Below are 16,957 nucleotides of genomic sequence, written 5' to 3' on the forward strand. Positions count from 1 at the left end.
GAACGTGACCGGAACCGGGAAGAAAACGAGCCGATCGCAACGAAGAAGCGCCCCGCGGGCGGAAGACGCCGCCGCGGGGCGCTTCTTTTTTTTGCCGCTTCGGCTTGTCCCGTTGTTGCACAACGGCAACAGTGTTGCATAAGCTAAACCATAAGCGCTTTCGCGAAGGAGGAACTGCCCATGAAAGGACGTATGCGCAAGCACGCCGCGATCCGCCGGCTTCTGTACGCCGTGCTGTTTCTGGCCGGGACGCTTCTGGGCGCGTGAGGATGGCGGCCGGAACGGGATGCGCCGAACGAGGCGGACATGCGGCCCGCGCCGCGGATTATGGCCATGACAAGCCTGGCCGCGTCTCGCGGCCTTTTTGTCCGCCGGCGGTTTGGATTCTACCCATTCTGTGCTAAAATTGCTTCTAGTGGGCTGCCGCAGGCGCAGCTTGGCAAGGAGGCCAGCAATGGGAGCAATCAAATTCGTCGCGCTCGACATGGACGGAACGCTGCTGAACGACCGGCAGGAAATCAGCAAAGAAAACGCGAAATGGATTCGGAAAGCGCTGGATGCCGGCGTCGTCGTCAGCTTCGCGACGGGACGGGGCTATCAGGGCGCGGTGCCGTACGCGGAGCAGCTGGAACTGCAAACCCCGATGATCACCGTCAACGGGGGCGAAATATGGACGCGCCCGGGCGTCCTGCACCGGCGGACGCTGATGGCGCTGCCCGTGCTGAAGCGGCTGCACGAGCTCGCGCTCCGGCACGAGGACGTCTGGTACTGGGCGTACTCGACGATGGGCGTGTTCAACAAGGAGAACTGGAGCGAGCTCGGCGGGGACTACGCGTCCCAGCACTGGCTCAAGTTCGGCTATTACACGGAAGACCCTCCGATGCTGAAGGCGATTCTGGACGAGACGTCCGCATGGGGCGGCCTCGAGATCACGAATTCGTCGCCGTCCAACCTGGAGCTTAATCCGGAGGGCGTGACCAAGGCGGCGGCCATCCGCGAGGTATGCGGCCTGCTCGGCATCGACATGTCCCAAGTGGCCGCCATGGGCGACAGCCTGAACGATATCGCGATGATCCGCGAAGCGGGCCTCGGGGTCGCGATGGGCAACGCCCAGGACGAAGTGAAGGCGGCGGCGGACGTCGTGAACGTGACGAACGAAGAGGACGCCGTCGCGCGGTTGTTGCAAGACTACGTGCTGAAAGGGTGAGCCCGGCATGGAAATCGCAGGCTGGATCCTAGTCATCGCTTTGTTCGTCGTCGGCATGGCCGGCGCGATCTTTCCGATCCTTCCGGGAGCGCTGGCGATTTACGCCGCGTTCTTCGTCTACGGGTTTTTCATCTCGTTCTCGCCGTTCGGCTTCTGGTTCTGGACGATCCAGACGCTGATCGTCATCGTCCTGTTCGTCGCGGACTACGCGGTCAGCGCCTGGGGCGTGAAGAAGTACGGCGGCTCGCGCGCGTCCGTGATCGGCAGCACGATCGGCGTCCTGGTCGGCCCGTTCGTCATTCCGGCGTTCGGGCTCATTCTCGGCCCGCTGATCGGCGCCGTGGCCGGCGAGCTGTTCACGGGCGCGGGCTTCGAGAAGTCGCTCAAGGCGGGACTAGGGGCGGTCGTCGGCTTGTTCACGAGCACGGTCGTCAAGTTCATCCTGCAGGGCGCCATGATTGTGGCATTCTTCATTTGGATTTAATACGAGGAGGCAGACGAGATGATCAAGGTTACCGTTTGGAACGAATTTTTGCACGAGCACATCCATAACGAAGTGAAGGCCGTTTATCCGGACGGCATTCACGAGGCGCTGAAGGCGGGCATCGGCACGGACGGCTTCGAGGTCGCCACGGCGACGCTGGATCAGCCGGAGCACGGGCTGACGGAAGCGAAACTCGCGAACACCGACGTGCTCGTCTGGTGGGGACACATGGGCCACGACAAAGTGGACGACGCGATCGTCGAGCGCGTGCACGCGCGCGTCATGGAAGGCATGGGGCTCGTCGTGCTGCACTCCGGCCATTTCTCCAAAATTTTCAAGAAGCTGATGGGGACGGGCTGCGACCTGAAATGGCGCGAAGCGAACGAGAAGGAGCGCATCTGGACGGTCAACCCGGCGCATCCGATCGCGGCGGGGCTGCCGGAGCAGTTCGTGCTGGACCACGAGGAAATGTACGGCGAGCACTTCGACATTCCGGCGCCGGACGAGCTGGTGTTCGTGAGCTGGTTCGAGGGCGGCGAGGTGTTCCGCAGCGGCTGCACCTGGTTCCGCGGCCAAGGCAAAGTGTTCTATTTCCGTCCGGGCCACGAGACGTTCCCGACCTACTACAATCCGAACGTGCTGCAGGTCATCCGCAACGGCGTCCGCTGGGCGGCTCCTTCGGGCGCGGCCAAGCCGGTCCGCGGCAACCACCAGCCGCTCGAGGTCATCAAATCGAAATAAGCGCCGGACGACAGCTTCGGACTAGGAGACGAATAGCGGCTCATGGTTAAAAAGGACTCATTGATCAAAGGCACGATCATTCTCGCGGCGGCGGCGCTGGTGGCCCGGTTTCTCGGGATTTTCCAGCGCATTCCGCTCGATTATATGACGGACAGCCACGGCGGCGGGTATTTTACCGTCGCCAATAACATTTATCTCATGCTGCTCATCGTCGCGACCGGCGGCATTCCGAGCGCGATCAGCAAGATGGTGTCGGAGCGGTACGCGCTCGGCCGGCCCGACGAGGCGCGGCGCATCTACAAGGCGGCGCTGCTGTTCGGCGCCGTGACGGGCGTGCTCATCACGGTGCTGCTGCTCGTCTTCGCGCCGTTCTACGCGACGCATATCGCCGAGAAGCCGGGCGCCGACCTCGCGGTGCGCGCCATCGCGCCGGCGCTGCTGTTCTTCCCCGTCATCGCGATGATGCGGGGCTATTTCCAGGGCCGGCAGTTCATGGCGGCCGGCGGGATCTCCCAGATCGTCGAGCAGATTCTGCGGGTCATCACGGCCGTCGGCCTGGCATACCTCGCGCTCGCGATGGACTGGGGCCAAAGCTGGATCGCCGCCGCGGCGACGTTCGGCAGCGTGTTCGGCAGCGTCGGCGCGTTCGCCGTCATGCTGTCGTACGCCCGCAAGCTGAAGCGGCAGGACGCGAAGGACGCGGCGAGCGCGGGCGCTTCGCCGCGCCGCACGGGCCGTTCCGTCCTGTCGTTCGGCGCCATCTACCGGGAGCTCTTCAAAATCTCGGTGCCGATCGTCATTACGTCGATGACGGTGCAGTTCATTTATTTCTTCGACACCTCGTTCTTCATGAAGCTGACGCACGGCTATTACGCCGCCGCGGACGCGGACCAGATGCTCGACTGGCTGGGCGTGAAGGCGCAGGCGCTGGCCGGCATACCGCCGATTCTCGCGATCGCCCTCAGCCAATCGATGATTCCGATCATCTCGTCGGCGTACAAGGTGAAGAACATGAAGGAAGTGGAGCGCCAGGCGTCGCTCGTCATGCGGATCGTCGTCTTCACCGGCGTGCCGGTGTCGCTGATCATGACGGTGGCCGCGTTGTCCATCACCGGCCTGCTCTTCTCCAATACCGGAGGCAGCGGCGCCGTCGCGGCGCTGACCGCGGGCACGATCTTCCAGATCACGATGATGACGAGCAATACCGTGCTCACGAGCATGAACAAGCCGCGGCTGCCGATGCGGCACGCCTTGATCGGCATCGTCGTGAAGGTCGCGACGAGTCTGATCCTGGCGCCGCTGCTCGGCGTGTACGGCATTATTTTGTCGTCCACGATCTGCTTCATGGCGATCGCGTCGCTCAACTTCCGGCAGATCCGCAAGGAGATCCGGCTGAACATCCTCGGCACGCGCTGGGCGGGCTATGCGCTGACGATCGCGATCGCTTCCGGCGCGGGCTGGCTCGTCGATTACGCGTGCAGAACCTATATCGGCGGCACAGGCATTCCGGTCAAGATCACGTACGCGTTCTCCTGCATCGCCGCGGGCGTCGTCTCGCTCGGCCTGTACGTCGCGCTGCTGATTCTGCTCAAGGTCGTCACGCACGAGGACGTGCAGCAGTTTCCGGGCGCGCTGCGCCGGCTGCTGAGCCCGCTCATGCGGCTCGCGGGACGGCGCGGACCGGAATCTAGCAGATAACTCTTAACTTTCCAATAATCCCCTTATCATGGTAGAATAGGCCGTAGCCTTTTTACCTATGAAAGGGGATTTTATTCGTTTATGAAATCATGGATCCTGCGCAAGAAAGCTTTGGGATTGCTGCTGCTTTCGCTGGTCGTGCTTGTCGTGGCGGGCTGCCAGGCGGTGGGCGGCGTCGACTTCAACGCGATGCTGAAGCAAGCGGTTAAAGTGTCGGCCTACGAGGGCAACGAATCGGTAGAGTTCAAGCTGCTGATGAAGGACGGCGCGGCCGACATGCTCGCGGGCGAAGAGGCGGAGCTGCTGAAGCTGGTCTCCGACGTCAAGCTGACGCTGACCGACGTGAAGACGAGCGAGAAGGACGGCATGTCCGCCACGGGCAATCTCGCGCTCGGCGCCAAGAATATCGGGTTCGCGCTGAAAATGAACAACGAGGTCGCGGAGCTCGATCTGGAAGGCGCCAAGCTGCCGATTCTTCTGCCGCTGTCGGAAGGCGGCCTGGCCGTTCCTGACGGCGCGTCCGACGCCGACGCGGCCACGTTGACGAAAGCCGGCAAGGCGGTCATCGACGCCGTGAGCGGTTACGCGATCGACAACCTGCCGAACCCGTCCCATCTGAGCGTGACGCCGGGCCAAGAGACGGTCAACGGGGAATCCGTGACCGGGATGAGCGTTCATGCCGATCTGACCGGCAAGGAGCTGTGGAACTGGCTGAAGTCGTACCTCGACGCGCTGATCGCCGACAAGGAAGGCTTGAAGGCGATGCTGAAGGGCCTGCTCGAAGCGGTGCAAAGCCAGGAAGGCGCCATTGCGGCGTCCCCGGCCGAAGAGCTGTTCGGCTCGCTGCCGGAGGAGGACAACCTCGACGAAGCGGCCGACCAGATCTATGAGGCGCTGACGCAGCTGAAGGCCGAGCTGGCAAAGGCCGAGACGGAAGAAGCCGACGCGCTGAACAGCGTGTTCAACGACGGCACGTACGTGAAGGGCGACGTGTTCGTCGACGGGAAGCTCGACATTCGCAAAGCCGTGCTCGAAGCCGGCGTCAAGCTGACGGACTCGGCGGCTGCCGAGAATGAAGAAGAGGACATGGGACTGAACGCCATGATGCCGTTCGAGGGCATCCAGCTTAAGATTGCGTCGGACCGTTGGAGCGTGAACGGCGACGTGAAGCCGCTGCAGCCGTCGACCGGCAAGCCGGCGTTGAACGCCAACGCGCTGATGTCGATGCAGGGCTACGAAGTGCTTCGCCAGTTCGAGCCGAACTCCGTCGTCTACGATCTGCTGCGCAACCAGGCGCACATCAGCCGCCAGACGGTCATCATGAGCGCGGACTACAGCAGCAGCGCGCCGATCATCACGCCGAGCGGCATCACGATCGTGCCGCTGCGCTACACGGCCCAGTCGTTCGGCGCGACGCTCGCGAAGTCGGGCGGCTCGCTGATCGTCAAGGACGGCGCGACGAACGCGACGATCAGCTTGAAAAACGGCAGCGGCAATGCCATTATTAACGGTAAGACGGTCAAGTGGAGCTTCCCGACGACCGTCGTGAACGGCGTGACCTACGTGCCGGCGCGCGATTTCGCGAAAGCGTTCGGCGCCGAGATCCGCTGGGAGAACATGTTCGGAACCAAAGTGCTGATCATGGACCGCGAGCCTTAAGCCGCGAACCGCGATCCGCGTCCGTACCCCGTTCTCCCCGGCATCGCCAACGGAGGAGCGCCACGAAAGGAGAGGGATACGATGGAACGCATTTCGACGGAAGCGGCATTCCGCGAAGCCATACAAGCGGACGGCGTGACGGTCGCCGTGTTCAAGGCGACCTGGTGCAAGGACTGCCATTTCATTGAACCGTTCATGCCGGAGGTGGAGGCCGCGTACGGCGGCCGGATCCGCTTCCTGGAGATCGACCGCGACGACATGGCCGATCTGTGCAGCGAGCTGAACATTCTGGGCATTCCGAGCTTCATCGCCTTCCGGAACGGCGCCGAGCTCGTCCGTTTCGTAAGCAAGCTCCGCAAAGACCGGGCCGAGATCGAGCAGTTCCTCGACCGTGCCCTGCAAGTATCCGAAGCGTTGGCGAATTGATCGCCGAATGCGCGAAAAGCCCGCCGCGGCGGCCGATTACGGCCGTCCGGCGGGCTTTTTTTCGGCGCGCCGGCGTTCACAGTTTGAACATGGTATTTGTCGAATTTGTTCGTTATAATGGGAGTTGATTCTTAGGAAGCAAGGTGATGAAGTTGAATGATGCCCGCTATCGCGTGCTTGCCATCCTGACATGCATCGGCATGTTTCTCGTGCTGATCGCCGGCGCATTGGTCACGAATACGGACTCGGGCCGCGGCTGCGGCACGGATTGGCCGCTGTGCAACGGCAAGTTCGTTCCGGCGTACACCGTCGAGTCGTTGATCGAATATTCCCACCGCGTCATCAGCGGCGGCGTCGGCCTGCTCGTGCTGGCGACGTTCATCGCGACGCTCATGCTGTACCGCAACGACAAGGAGCCGATCTATTATTCGGCCGGGGCGGGCCTTTTCACGGTGCTGCAGGCGCTGCTCGGCGCCGCCGCCGTCGTCTGGCCGACGACCCCCGCGGTGTTGGCGCTCCATTTCGGCATATCGATTCTCGCGTTCATGTTTACGCTGCTGCTCGTCATCTGGTCGTACCGCAGGAAGCACGGGACGCTGGCGGACAAGCCGTCCAGAGCGCTTCCTCAGGCGGTCTTTTGGTTTTCGTTGCTGATTCTGGCGTATACGTATTTCGTTATTTATTTGGGCGCGTACATCCGCCATACGGAATCGGCCGGCGGCTGCGTCGGCTGGCCGCTGTGCAACGGCGAGTTCGTGCCGAATTTGGATGGCGCCACGTTCTACGTGTTCATGCACCGCGTCGGCGCCGCGATTCTGCTGCTCGTCATCGGCGCCTTGATGCTCTACGTGAACCGCGTCAGCACCGATCCGGGCATGCGCCGGTCGATGACGGCGACGTTCGTGCTCGTGTGCTGCCAAGTGCTGAGCGGGGCGCTGCTGACGATGACGCTGCGCAACGACGACTGGTTCGTCTTCACGAGCATTTTGCACAATATGATCGTATCCGGGTTGTTCGGCATCCTGAGCGATTTCATGATCCGGGCTTGGAAATGGCGCGAAGGGCGGTTGCAGGCATGAGTTTTACCGATTTGCGAGGCTTGATCAAGGTGCTGCGGCGCGAAGGCGACCTTGCCGTCATCGAGGCGCAGGTCGATCCGTACTTGGAGCTGGCGGAGATTCACCGCCGGGTCATCGACGAAGGCGGACCGGCGCTGCTCTTCACGAACGTCAAGGGGAGCCCGTTCCCCGTCGTCACGAATCTGTTCGGTACCGTGCGCCGCGTGGATCTTGCCTTCGGCCCGCGGCCGGAGGCGTTCATGAAGCAGGCGATCGGCGCGATGGACCGGCTGCTGCCGCCGTCGCCGAAGGCGCTCTGGGGCGAGCGCAATTTGATTTGGGATGCCTTGAAGGTGGGCATGAAGGAAGTGCAGGCGAACGCGGCCCCGATACTGGGCGCGGTGCGGCGAGAGCGGCCGCTGGAAGGCTTGCCCGCGCTGACGAGCTGGCAGCTGGACGGCGGCCCTTTCGTCACGCTGCCGCTCGTCTACACGGAGCATCCGGAGCATCGCGGCCAGCACAACCTCGGCATGTACCGAATGCAGATTTTCGACCATTCGACGACGGGCATGCACTGGCAAATTCATAAAGGCGGCGGCTTCCACTACCATGAAGCGGAGAAGCGCAACGAGGCGCTGCCGGTATCCGTCTTCCTCGGCGGGCCGCCGGCCCTGATCGCCTCGGCCATCGCGCCGGTGCCGGAGCATCTGCCGGAGCTGCTGCTGGCGTCGCTGATCATCGGCGGCAAGCTGCAGGTCGTGCAGGATCCGTACGGCCGGCACCGCATTCCGGCGCAGGCGGAATTCGTGCTGAGCGGAAAGGTCGAGCCGCATGCGCGGCGTCCGGAAGGCCCGTTCGGCGATCATTACGGCTATTACTCGTGGACGCATGATTTTCCGGTGTTCGACGTCAGCCATATGTGGCACCGGAAGGACGCGATCTACCCGGCGACGATCGTCGGCAAGCCGCGCCAAGAGGACTACTACTTGGGCGACTTCCTGCAGCGTCTGCTTTCGCCCGCGTTTCCGCTCGCGATGCCCGGCGTCAAGGAGCTGTGGACGTACGCGGAGACGGGCTTCCACGCGCTCGCCGCGGCCGTCGTGCGCGAGAGCTATTCGCGGGAAGCGCTCGGCACCGCGTTCCGCATCCTGGGCGAAGGCCAGCTGACGCTGACGAAATATTTGATGATCACCGACCGGCCGATCGACCTCGGCGATTTTCCGCAGCTGATGGAAACCGTGCTCGAGCGCTTCCGGCCGGAAACCGACTTGTTCGTCTTCGACAAGACGTCCCATGATACGCTGGATTACACCGGCGGCAAGCTGAACCACGGCAGCAAAGCCGTCATGCTCGGCGTCGGCGAGCCGGTGCGGGAGCTGCCGGCGGCCTACGACGAAGGGCCGATCGACGAAATCGCGGATGCCCGCCCGTACTGCCGCGGCTGTCTCGTCGTCTCCGGCGCCTCGTACGAGGGGGAGCCGGAGCTGGCGGTCCGGCTGCTTAAACGGCTGCGCGAGCGCGGCACGGCTTGGCCGCTCGTCATCCTGGCCGACGACGCGTCGATCGCCGAGGCGCAGACGCCGTTCCTATGGACGGTGTTCACGCGGTTCAACCCCGCGGACGACATCTACGCGGAGACGAAACTGAACCGGCACCACGTCGGTTACGACCTGCCGCTCGTCATCGACGCGCGCATGAAGCCGGGTTATCCCGACGAGCTCGTGCCGCGCGAGGACGTCGTGAAGCTGGTCGACGAGAGATGGCATTCGTATTTCAAACGCTAAGCGCGTATACTGGTCTAGAAGCCGTTGACGGCTCGGTCGCGCCGCCGCGCCGCACATCCGTGCAGGCGGCGGCGGTACGCCCGATGGCCGAGGATGGAGGAACGAAGACGATGCTCCGCATCTTGTTTGGCGAACCCCCGCGCAAGGACGAGGGCAAGCTGCTCGAGGCGTTTCAAGCGATGGAGCGGTTCGCCGCCCTGCTGCACGAACGCATCGAGCGCGGCTTGGATCCCGACCATAACCTGCGCAAATACGAAATTTACACGCTCGGGCTGATCTCGTCGCTGGACGAGCTGGAGCAAAGCACCTACGCGGCGTCCAAATACGCGGCGATGGTGAGCTCCGCGACGCACGAAGGCATGACGGAAGAGGAGCAGGTCAACTACAACCGGTACGTCTACTTCGACAAGAACGCGTTCATTCGCCTCTTCTCGCTGCTCGACAAGCTCGGCACGCTGATGAACGACTATCTTCATTTGGAGACCGAGCGGGTCAAGCCGCATTTTTCGTATTTCACGGTGCTCCGCCGGATGCGGGAACGGCTGGCCGACGCCGAATTGACGGCTAAGCTGCTGACGTTGAAGGAGAACGGCAAGGAGTCGATCAACCGGCTGCGGAAGCGGCGCAACATGGAGATCCATTTCATGAATTCCGAAATGCAGGACGATCTGCAGCAGAACCACGAAGCGTACTTCGAACAGCACCGCCTCGAAAATTTATCGCGGCAGACGCAGGACCTTGCGCAAATGATGGACCTGGTGCTGGACACGCTTAAGCTGACCTTTCATCATGCCTACAGCCAGATCAAGCATTGAATTGAACTGACCTGGGAGGGTGCTATGGAGCTGAGAGGAAGAACGGCCCTGATTACCGGAAGCGCCAAAGGCTTGGGCAAAATGACGGCGCTTACGCTGGCCGCGATGGGCTGCGACATCGTGCTCAATTACGTGAACAGCGAGCGGGAAGCAAACGAGTTGGCGGGGGAGATTCAACGGCTGCACGCGGTCAGGGCGACCGCCGTTCGCGCGGATATCGCCGTGCAGAGCGAGGTCGAAGCCTTGGCCGCGCAGGCGCTGTCGTGGTCCCGGACCGGCACCGTGGATATTCTGATCAACAACGCGGGCCCGTTCATTCGCGAACGCCGGCTCTTCGCCGATTACGACGCGGCGTCCATCACGGGCCTCGTCAACGGCAATCTGCTCGGCGTGATGCTGCTCGATCACCATGTGCTGCCTGGGATGCGCAGCAGACAGTGGGGGCGCGTCATTCATTTCGGCTTCGGCCATGCGGGGGAGGGGCGTGCCTGGCCGCACCGGGCGGTGTATGCCGCGGCGAAGACCGGCCTCGTCTCGTTCACGAAGACGCTTGCCGTCGAAGAGGGCGCGAACGGCATTACGGTGCACATGGTCTGTCCCGGCGATATTCGCGGTTTGAACAAGGAGCGCACGATCGCCGAGGTGGCGGGCGAGCGGGACGAGGAGTCGCCCCGCGGCCGTCCGGGCAGCGGCGAGGACATCGCGCGCGTCATCGCGTTCCTGTGCCTGCCGCAGTCGGACTACATGACCGGCAACATCGTCGACGTGACGGGCGGCTTCGACCCCATCAAGACGACGATCAAATCCAATGCATAACGAGCGCCGATCGGCGCGCAACAAAAAGCGTCTTGCCGCCGGCAAGACGCTTTCAGGTTTAATGGGGCAAGAAGCGCAAGCTTAGAATACTTGCATAACCTCTTGGACGCCTTCGACTTCCTCGAGCAGAGCGCGTTCGATGCCCGCTTTCAGCGTGATCGTCGAACTCGGGCAGCTCCCGCAGGCGCCCATCAAGCGAAGCTTGACGATGCCGTCTTCGACATCGACGAGTTCAACGTCGCCGCCGTCGCGCTGCAAGAACGGGCGAAGCTTATCGAGCACGTCGAGTACTTCGTCATACATGGTGCTTTGTGCGTTTTCGCTCATTGCAATCCACTCCTTTCTCCCCTATTATAGTACAAAGCGATGCAATTGAAAATGGATATCAGTAACTAGAGGTCAGGTGATTCATCATGTTGAAACCCATCATCGAATTTTGCGCGAGCAATATGCATCACGGCACGGATAAGCTGATGAAGAAGCTTGAAGCCGATCCGGATATAGAAGTCATTGAATACGGCTGCCTCGGCAACTGCGGCGAATGTTATCTCGCGCCGTTCGGCATGGTCAACGGCACGATCGTGTCCGCGGATACCGTCGAAGAGCTGGAAACGAAAATGATGGATGAGATCGAAGAACAGCAAGCCGTGCAAGAAGCGCTGGATCGGATCATTGACGATCTGTGAAGACCGTCTCGCGAACCCAACCGCTTCTTACGCGCATTTCCACAGGTTAACCGAAATGATGCTTGGACATCCACAAGACGCCGCTCTTGACGAGCCGCGGCACGCGTCCGAGCATCGTCGCGCGGCCCATGAGGCCGAAGCCGTCCTTCTTGCCGAGGGAGCCGAGCGTGCCTTTCAGCTTGATCTTGCCGAGCTTCGGCGTCTTGCCGGTCCAGATCGCCTGCATGACTTCGGCGACTTGCTTGCCTTGGCCTTCCGCGGCCTGGGCGCTCGGCGAGAACGGCAGAGAGGCGCAGTCGCCGACGATGAATACGTCGTTGTAATCCGGCAGCTGGTGGTGTTCGTTGATGATGAGCCGCCCTTGGTTATCCTTCGGCAGGTTCATGCGCTGCACGAGCGCCACGGGCTGAATGCCCGCCGTCCATACCGTCACGTCGGACAGGATCGGGCTCGTGCTGTTGGCGTCGTACAGGACGCCGTCTTCGAGCTTGTGCAGGGATACATGGCCGCGCATCTCCACTTCGTGCTCGATAAACCAGGAGGAGACGTACTCCTGCAGCTTGCCCGGGAACGCGGAGAGAATGCTCGGACCGCGGTCGATGATGCGGATGTTCAGATCCGGCCGGCTTTCGCGCAGCTCCGCGGCGACTTCCACGCCGCTCAGGCCCCCGCCGACGATGGACACTTGACCGTATGGCTTAACGTCGTTCAGCGCCATGTAGGTTTTGCGGGACGACGCCATCGTTTGAATGCTGTTGGAATGCAGCTCCGCGCCTTCGATGCCGTGGTACTTGTCCGTGCAGCCGAGCGCGACGACGAGCCAGTCGTAGGACAGCGGCTCTTGGCCGGCCATGACGATGTGCTTCTCGTCCAGGTTGATGTCCGTCACTTCGCCGTAGGTCACGATCAGCCGCGGATCCGACGGGAACGCCACCCGGAGGTCGACTTCCGGCGACGTGCCGGCGACCAGCGCGTAATATTCCGTCTTCAAGCCTTGGAACGGCATCCGGTCGATCAGGACGACGACCGTGTCGTCGGGGAGCTCGCCTTCGAGCAGCGCGTGCGCCACCGTCAGACCGCCGTAGCCGCCGCCGAGAATTACGAATCTTTTCATAATAAATCCCAACTTTCTATAGATGCGATAGTACTGCCGATTCGGATTTGTCATGTAGTATGCACACGACAGACCTTCGCAATGAGAGGTCCTCGTCGCGAAGGTCATGGGAATGACTGCTTTGACTGCTTATTCGTACACTTTGACTTCGTTGTAGAAGGTGTCGCGTTCCACCGGAATGCGGCCCGCGCCTTTGATGAGCCAGATCAGGTCTTCGCGGGTGATGCCTTCCGGCGTCAGCGCGCCCGCGGCGTGGCTGATCCGCTCTTTGACCATCGTGCCGTGAACGTCGGAGGCGCCCATCGTCAGCGCGACTTGGGTCAGCTGCGTGCCGATGTTGATGAAATACGCTTTAATGTGCTGAAAGTTATCCAGCATCAGCCGGCTGATCGCGATCGCCTTCAAGTCCTCGAACGCGGAATTGCGGCGGCGAATGCTGGCCTTCGGGCTGATCGGCTGCATGGACAGCGGGATGAACACTTGAAAACCGTTCGTCTCGTCCTGCAGCTCGCGAAGCTGAAGCATATGGTTGATGCGGTCTTCCTTCTTCTCGACGGAGCCGTACAGCATCGTCGTATGCGTGCGCAGGCCGAGATTATGCGCCGTGCGGTGCACCTCGAGGTATTGCGAGACGTCGGCTTTGTCGACGCGCATTTTTTTGCGGTACTCGTCGGACAAGATTTCCGCGCCGCCGCCGGTCAAGCTTTGCAGGCCGGCCGCGATCAGTTCCTGCAGCACTTCTTTGTAGGTGAGTCCGCTGATCCGGGAGAAGAAATCGATTTCCGCGGCCGTGTAGGCTTTCAGCGCGACCTCCGGAAACCGCTCGTTCAGCGCCTTCAGCGAATCCACGTAGTATTGGAACGGCACGTGCGGATTATGGCCGCCGACGATGTGGAACTCCCGGACGTCGGGATGAATATGCTGTTCCACATAGGCGATCATCTCGGGTCCGCTCAGCGTATAGGCGCCTTCGTCGCCCTGATCCTTGCGGAAATTGCAGAACGCGCAGTGCGCTTCGCACACGTTCGTGAAATACAAGCTCATATTTTCGATGAAATAGACCTTGCGGCCGTTCTTCTTGAGGTTGACCTCGTTGGCCATCATGCCGATCGTGAGCAGGTCGTCGGAGCGATACATGAACTCCCCGTCTTCCCGGCTCAGCCGTTCGCCGGAACGAACCTTCTCCACGATGGCCTGCATCTGTTTGTCTGCTGTCGGTATTGCCACATTCATGACGGCTTCCTCCTAAGTCCGCCGGGCACGCGTATTGTTGCAGGTCCGGTGAATGGTATAAAGAACAGAAACGACTTTGTGAAAAAAATTACTTATTCTTTCCCCAAAAAACCTTTGAAACAACTTTCCTTATTATAAACCTCATCACATCGGGCGGCAACCATTAACTCGTGGCAGCGCGGCAAAGAGCTGGAAAGCCCGCCCTTGCCGAACTCCGGCCGATTTTGAACCGGACGGCGAATTCGCGTACAATGAAGGCAGGGAACCGAACAAGCCCGCAACGCGGAAAAGAGGGATGAAATGGCAAACACATACACCTATACCCGCAAAGAAGAGGCGGTAAACGCGATCACCCACGGCATCGGGGCGGTGCTCAGCATCGCGGCGCTCGTGCTGCTGATCGTCTTCGCGGCGCTGAAGGGCAGCGCGGAGCACGTCGTCAGCTTTACCGTTTACGGGTCCATGATGCTGATGCTCTACGTGGCGTCCACGCTCGTGCACAGCTTTCCGGAGGGCAGGGCCAAGCAGGTGTTCGAAATTATGGACCATGCCTGCATCTATTTGTTCATCGCCGGCACGTACACGCCGATCGCGCTGCACGTCGTCCAAGGCGCCGCCGGCTGGACGCTGCTGGGCATCGTCTGGGGACTCGCGTTCTGCGGCGTCGTGTTCAAAATGTTTTACGCATCCAAGTTTATGTTCACGTCGACGTTGGTCTACCTCCTGATGGGATGGATGATCGTCTTCGCCTGGGGCTCGCTGCGGGCGAATTTGGCTGCGGACGGTTTGCATCTGCTCATCGCGGGCGGGCTGCTGTACACGGTCGGCACGGTATTCTACGTATGGCGCAGCTTCAAGCATCATCACGCGGTCTGGCATCTGTTCGTGCTCGGCGGGTCCGTGCTCCACTTCTTCGCGATCATGCTCTACGTCCTGCCGCGATAACGGCAGGAAGCGGCCGGGTTATCCGGCGGAAGCGCCCGAAACCGAGCCGTATGCTTATTGAGTCCCGGCGGGAAGTGCAGTATACTGATTACTATAGAAACGTAAGTAGGTTTGCGGAGACTGACCCTAGGAGGGATTATGATGATTCATATCAGCGAAACGGCCAACGAGAAAATCAAAGAAATGCTGGAAGCCGAAGCTTCGCCGGAGCTGTTCCTGCGCGTCGGCGTGAAAGAAGGCGGCTGCAGCGGGTTTTCTTACAGCATGGGCTTCGACGACGAGCAGGCCGATACCGATAAAGCGATGGAACTGAACGGCTTGAAGGTCGTCGTGGACGAAGGCAGCGCCAAATACTTGAACGGCCTCGAAATCGACTTCAAGGAATCCGCCATGGGCGGCGGCTTCACCATAAACAATCCGAACGCGACGGCGACATGCGGCTGCGGTTCTTCGTTCCGCACGGCGACGGAAGCGGGCAACCCTTCGGCGGAACCTTGCTGATCGGACGCCTTTGGCGGGCGGAAAGCCGGCACCGGTAAGGGTTCGGAGGCAGGAAGGCTCCCGTGGCGGGAGCCTTTTTCTTGTGCTCGCGGACGCCCCGGGCCGGGGGCCGTCAAGGGGGCGAACAGACAAAAAAGTTATTATTTAGTAAATGAAACATCTCTGTTATACTGAAAAAAATGCTAGTGACAAATTACTCATATCAGGATAGAACTTTGTTGCTAGATCGCTTATTATTAAGGTAGACATGGGGCGAGGCCGCCAAAAAGCAGCGGCAAACGGGGCCGCGCCGCCAGTAGGCGACAATCGCGGAAGGCGATGAAACGCCCCGGCATCCCAAGCGGGACAAGCGGGCCGCATTGGCGCTTCGCGTTCGGCCGTGGCGGGGCACGCAACAAGCCCGTCCGGCGGCGTTGGCGGCGCGAATCGGCATCGAACCAACGAACGGAATGTTGTTTAGTAGAAGGCGGAGGACGAAGACTACCATGAATTATGCACTGTTCTTATTAGGCTCTTTAATCGAGTATTGCACAACATTCGTTCTGATGTTCGCTTTATTCCGTTTCCCGCTCCGGGGCATCTTGACCCAAATCGTCATCATCGCCTTCATGATGAGTCATTTCTCCTACATAACGCGGCATTATACGGAGATCAACAGTTACTCCTCCTATCTGCAGCTGGTGCTATTGATCATCGTGACCTGGGCGGTATTCCGCGTGCCGCCGTTCTATTCCTTCATTATGAACGGGGCGGGCTTCATCAGCTTGTTCGCGGCGCAGGGCATTACGATTTTCTTGATCGTCCTGACGGGCACCCCGTTCGCCCACATTACCAAGGATCCGGAAATCATCTTCGCCACGCAGCTGCTCTCCGGGATCATCCTGGTTGCCGTCAGCCGGTTCATCGTCATCAAAAACTGGGGTTTCGATTACGTCCCCGCCTCGCACCGGGTTTACATCGAATTCAACCGGACCAACTCGGCCCTGTTTGCCGTAATCGCCTCCAGCATCGTCATCGCGCTCGTCGCGGGCATCGCGCTGAAGGGCAATTTGGAGAAATACATCGTCGTCGCGGGAACGACGTTCCTTTGCTCGATTCCCGTATTCCTTTACTACAGCAGAAGGAAGGATGTCGAGGATGCTCGATAAACTCGCCGTCGGCCTGCACGACCGGATGGTTGCCGCAGGCGTGGAAAAAGCGCCGTCCGCGGCGGTCATCAAATACGCGTTCGATATCTTGACGAATACGTTATCCGCCGCCGTCGCCGCGCTGATCATCGGCGCGTTCACCGGCGAGTTCCGAAGCACGTGCTTCGCGCTGCTCGTGCTGGCCGTCATCCGCTACATGTCGGGCGGCTATCACCTGAGATCCAGTCTGCTGTGCGCGACCGTTTCCACGCTGACCCTCGCCGCGATTCCGCACATTCCCGTCGCGGACGCATGGATGCCTTACCTCACGGGCTTCGCGGTCATCATGATGCTGTTTTTCGCTCCCGCGAATTACGATACCTACGCCACGCTGCCCGCCCGCTATTACCCGCTGCTCAAAGTCCTTTCGGCGTTATTCGCCGCTTCGAACTTTCTCGTTCACTCCGATATCATGACGGTCGTCATCGTCTTGCAATCGATTCTTCTCTTATTTAAGGAAGGAGGTGAAGCAGAATGAAGAAGAACGCGTACCGTTTGCTCGGCGTCGTCATCGCAGGCGTCGCCACGATGTTCGTCACGACGGGCTCTTATGTCATTTTCCACAAGCCAAGAATCCCGGCTGAGCTCAGAAAGCAGGTGTAA

The 16,957-nt window shown here is 60.8% G+C and carries 19 protein-coding genes; 16 read left to right on the forward strand and 3 right to left on the reverse strand.

The annotated features are described in order from the left end of the window. The first annotated feature begins 454 nt into the window (after positions 1-454). The 10 genes from BMZ79_RS12895 to BMZ79_RS12940 all read left to right on the forward strand — a co-directional run bounded on the left by BMZ79_RS12895 (position 455) and on the right by BMZ79_RS12940 (position 10,688). On the forward strand, positions 455-1,207 hold the full coding sequence (locus BMZ79_RS12895) for a Cof-type HAD-IIB family hydrolase (RefSeq protein ID WP_090640712.1): 753 nt from the start codon (positions 455-457) through the stop codon (positions 1,205-1,207). Positions 1,208-1,214: 7 nt separating this feature from the next. Beyond that, positions 1,215-1,691, forward strand: coding sequence for a DUF456 domain-containing protein (locus BMZ79_RS12900; protein ID WP_090640714.1), 477 nt, complete (start codon positions 1,215-1,217; stop codon positions 1,689-1,691). An 18-nt stretch (positions 1,692-1,709) separates the two neighbouring features. After that, complete coding sequence (locus tag BMZ79_RS12905) at positions 1,710-2,432, forward strand: ThuA domain-containing protein (protein WP_090640715.1); 723 nt, start codon at positions 1,710-1,712, stop codon at positions 2,430-2,432. Positions 2,433-2,474: 42 nt separating this feature from the next. Beyond that, a complete protein-coding gene (locus BMZ79_RS12910) occupies positions 2,475-4,130 on the forward strand; it encodes a putative polysaccharide biosynthesis protein (RefSeq protein ID WP_090640717.1) in 1,656 nt (551 codons plus the stop codon). Positions 4,131-4,211: 81 nt separating this feature from the next. Then, on the forward strand, positions 4,212-5,789 hold the full coding sequence (locus BMZ79_RS12915) for a copper amine oxidase N-terminal domain-containing protein (RefSeq protein ID WP_090640718.1): 1,578 nt from the start codon (positions 4,212-4,214) through the stop codon (positions 5,787-5,789). A gap of 81 nt (positions 5,790-5,870) precedes the next feature. After that, positions 5,871-6,215, forward strand: coding sequence for a thioredoxin family protein (locus BMZ79_RS12920; RefSeq protein ID WP_090640720.1), 345 nt, complete (start codon positions 5,871-5,873; stop codon positions 6,213-6,215). 146 nt (positions 6,216-6,361) lie between these two features. Next, on the forward strand, positions 6,362-7,294 hold the full coding sequence (locus BMZ79_RS12925) for a COX15/CtaA family protein (RefSeq protein WP_177222133.1): 933 nt from the start codon (positions 6,362-6,364) through the stop codon (positions 7,292-7,294). Then, positions 7,291-9,057, forward strand: coding sequence for a UbiD family decarboxylase (locus BMZ79_RS12930; RefSeq protein ID WP_090640722.1), 1,767 nt, complete (start codon positions 7,291-7,293; stop codon positions 9,055-9,057). Before BMZ79_RS12925 ends, BMZ79_RS12930 begins: the two co-directional genes overlap by 4 nt. After that, positions 9,033-9,872, forward strand: coding sequence for a Cthe_2314 family HEPN domain-containing protein (locus BMZ79_RS12935; RefSeq protein WP_256252711.1), 840 nt, complete (start codon positions 9,033-9,035; stop codon positions 9,870-9,872). Before BMZ79_RS12930 ends, BMZ79_RS12935 begins: the two co-directional genes overlap by 25 nt. Positions 9,873-9,902: 30 nt before the next feature. Next, complete coding sequence (locus BMZ79_RS12940; protein ID WP_090641009.1) at positions 9,903-10,688, forward strand: SDR family oxidoreductase; 786 nt, start codon at positions 9,903-9,905, stop codon at positions 10,686-10,688. A gap of 81 nt (positions 10,689-10,769) precedes the next feature. On the opposite strand, the gene BMZ79_RS12945 is transcribed toward BMZ79_RS12940, so the two are convergent. Then, entirely contained in the window at positions 10,770-11,015 is a 246-nt protein-coding gene (locus BMZ79_RS12945) for a NifU family protein (RefSeq protein WP_048744982.1), read from the reverse strand. Between the two features lie 89 nt (positions 11,016-11,104). Between BMZ79_RS12945 and BMZ79_RS12950 the strand changes: the two genes are divergently transcribed. Beyond that, positions 11,105-11,374 carry a YuzB family protein gene (locus BMZ79_RS12950; protein WP_090641011.1) on the forward strand — a complete coding sequence of 90 codons (270 nt, stop codon included), beginning with the start codon at positions 11,105-11,107 and terminating at the stop codon, positions 11,372-11,374. 46 nt (positions 11,375-11,420) lie between these two features. Here BMZ79_RS12950 and BMZ79_RS12955 read toward each other — a convergent pair whose 3' ends face one another. Together BMZ79_RS12955 and mqnE are read right to left on the reverse strand one after the other, a co-directional pair. Then, the gene (locus tag BMZ79_RS12955) at positions 11,421-12,488 is read right to left on the reverse strand and encodes an NAD(P)/FAD-dependent oxidoreductase (protein WP_090640725.1); all 1,068 of its coding nucleotides are present in this window, start codon (positions 12,486-12,488) and stop codon (positions 11,421-11,423) included. A 129-nt stretch (positions 12,489-12,617) separates the two neighbouring features. Continuing rightward, positions 12,618-13,721: an aminofutalosine synthase MqnE gene (gene mqnE, locus BMZ79_RS12960; RefSeq protein WP_090640726.1), complete on the reverse strand. Its 1,104-nt coding sequence runs from the start codon at positions 13,719-13,721 to the stop codon at positions 12,618-12,620. A 300-nt stretch (positions 13,722-14,021) separates the two neighbouring features. On the opposite strand from mqnE, the gene BMZ79_RS12965 reads away from it, so the two are divergent. The 5 genes from BMZ79_RS12965 (at position 14,022) to BMZ79_RS12985 (ending at position 16,957) form a co-directional block, all read left to right on the forward strand. After that, a complete protein-coding gene (locus BMZ79_RS12965) occupies positions 14,022-14,666 on the forward strand; it encodes a PAQR family membrane homeostasis protein TrhA (protein ID WP_090640727.1) in 645 nt (214 codons plus the stop codon). Positions 14,667-14,807: 141 nt separating this feature from the next. Then, positions 14,808-15,167 carry an iron-sulfur cluster insertion protein ErpA gene (gene erpA / locus BMZ79_RS12970; protein WP_090640728.1) on the forward strand — a complete coding sequence of 120 codons (360 nt, stop codon included), beginning with the start codon at positions 14,808-14,810 and terminating at the stop codon, positions 15,165-15,167. 545 nt (positions 15,168-15,712) lie between these two features. Next, the gene (locus BMZ79_RS12975) at positions 15,713-16,315 is read left to right on the forward strand and encodes a hypothetical protein (protein WP_090640729.1); all 603 of its coding nucleotides are present in this window, start codon (positions 15,713-15,715) and stop codon (positions 16,313-16,315) included. Then, positions 16,305-16,832 (forward strand): accessory gene regulator B family protein, encoded by a 528-nt coding sequence (locus tag BMZ79_RS12980; protein WP_177222134.1) that lies wholly within the window; start codon positions 16,305-16,307, stop codon positions 16,830-16,832. Before BMZ79_RS12975 ends, BMZ79_RS12980 begins: the two co-directional genes overlap by 11 nt. Further along, the gene (locus BMZ79_RS12985; protein WP_090640732.1) at positions 16,829-16,957 is read left to right on the forward strand and encodes a cyclic lactone autoinducer peptide; all 129 of its coding nucleotides are present in this window, start codon (positions 16,829-16,831) and stop codon (positions 16,955-16,957) included. Before BMZ79_RS12980 ends, BMZ79_RS12985 begins: the two co-directional genes overlap by 4 nt.

The sequence above is a fragment of the Paenibacillus sp. UNC496MF genome (assembly GCF_900113915.1).
GTDB classification, from domain to species: domain Bacteria; phylum Bacillota; class Bacilli; order Paenibacillales; family Paenibacillaceae; genus Paenibacillus_Z; species Paenibacillus_Z artemisiicola.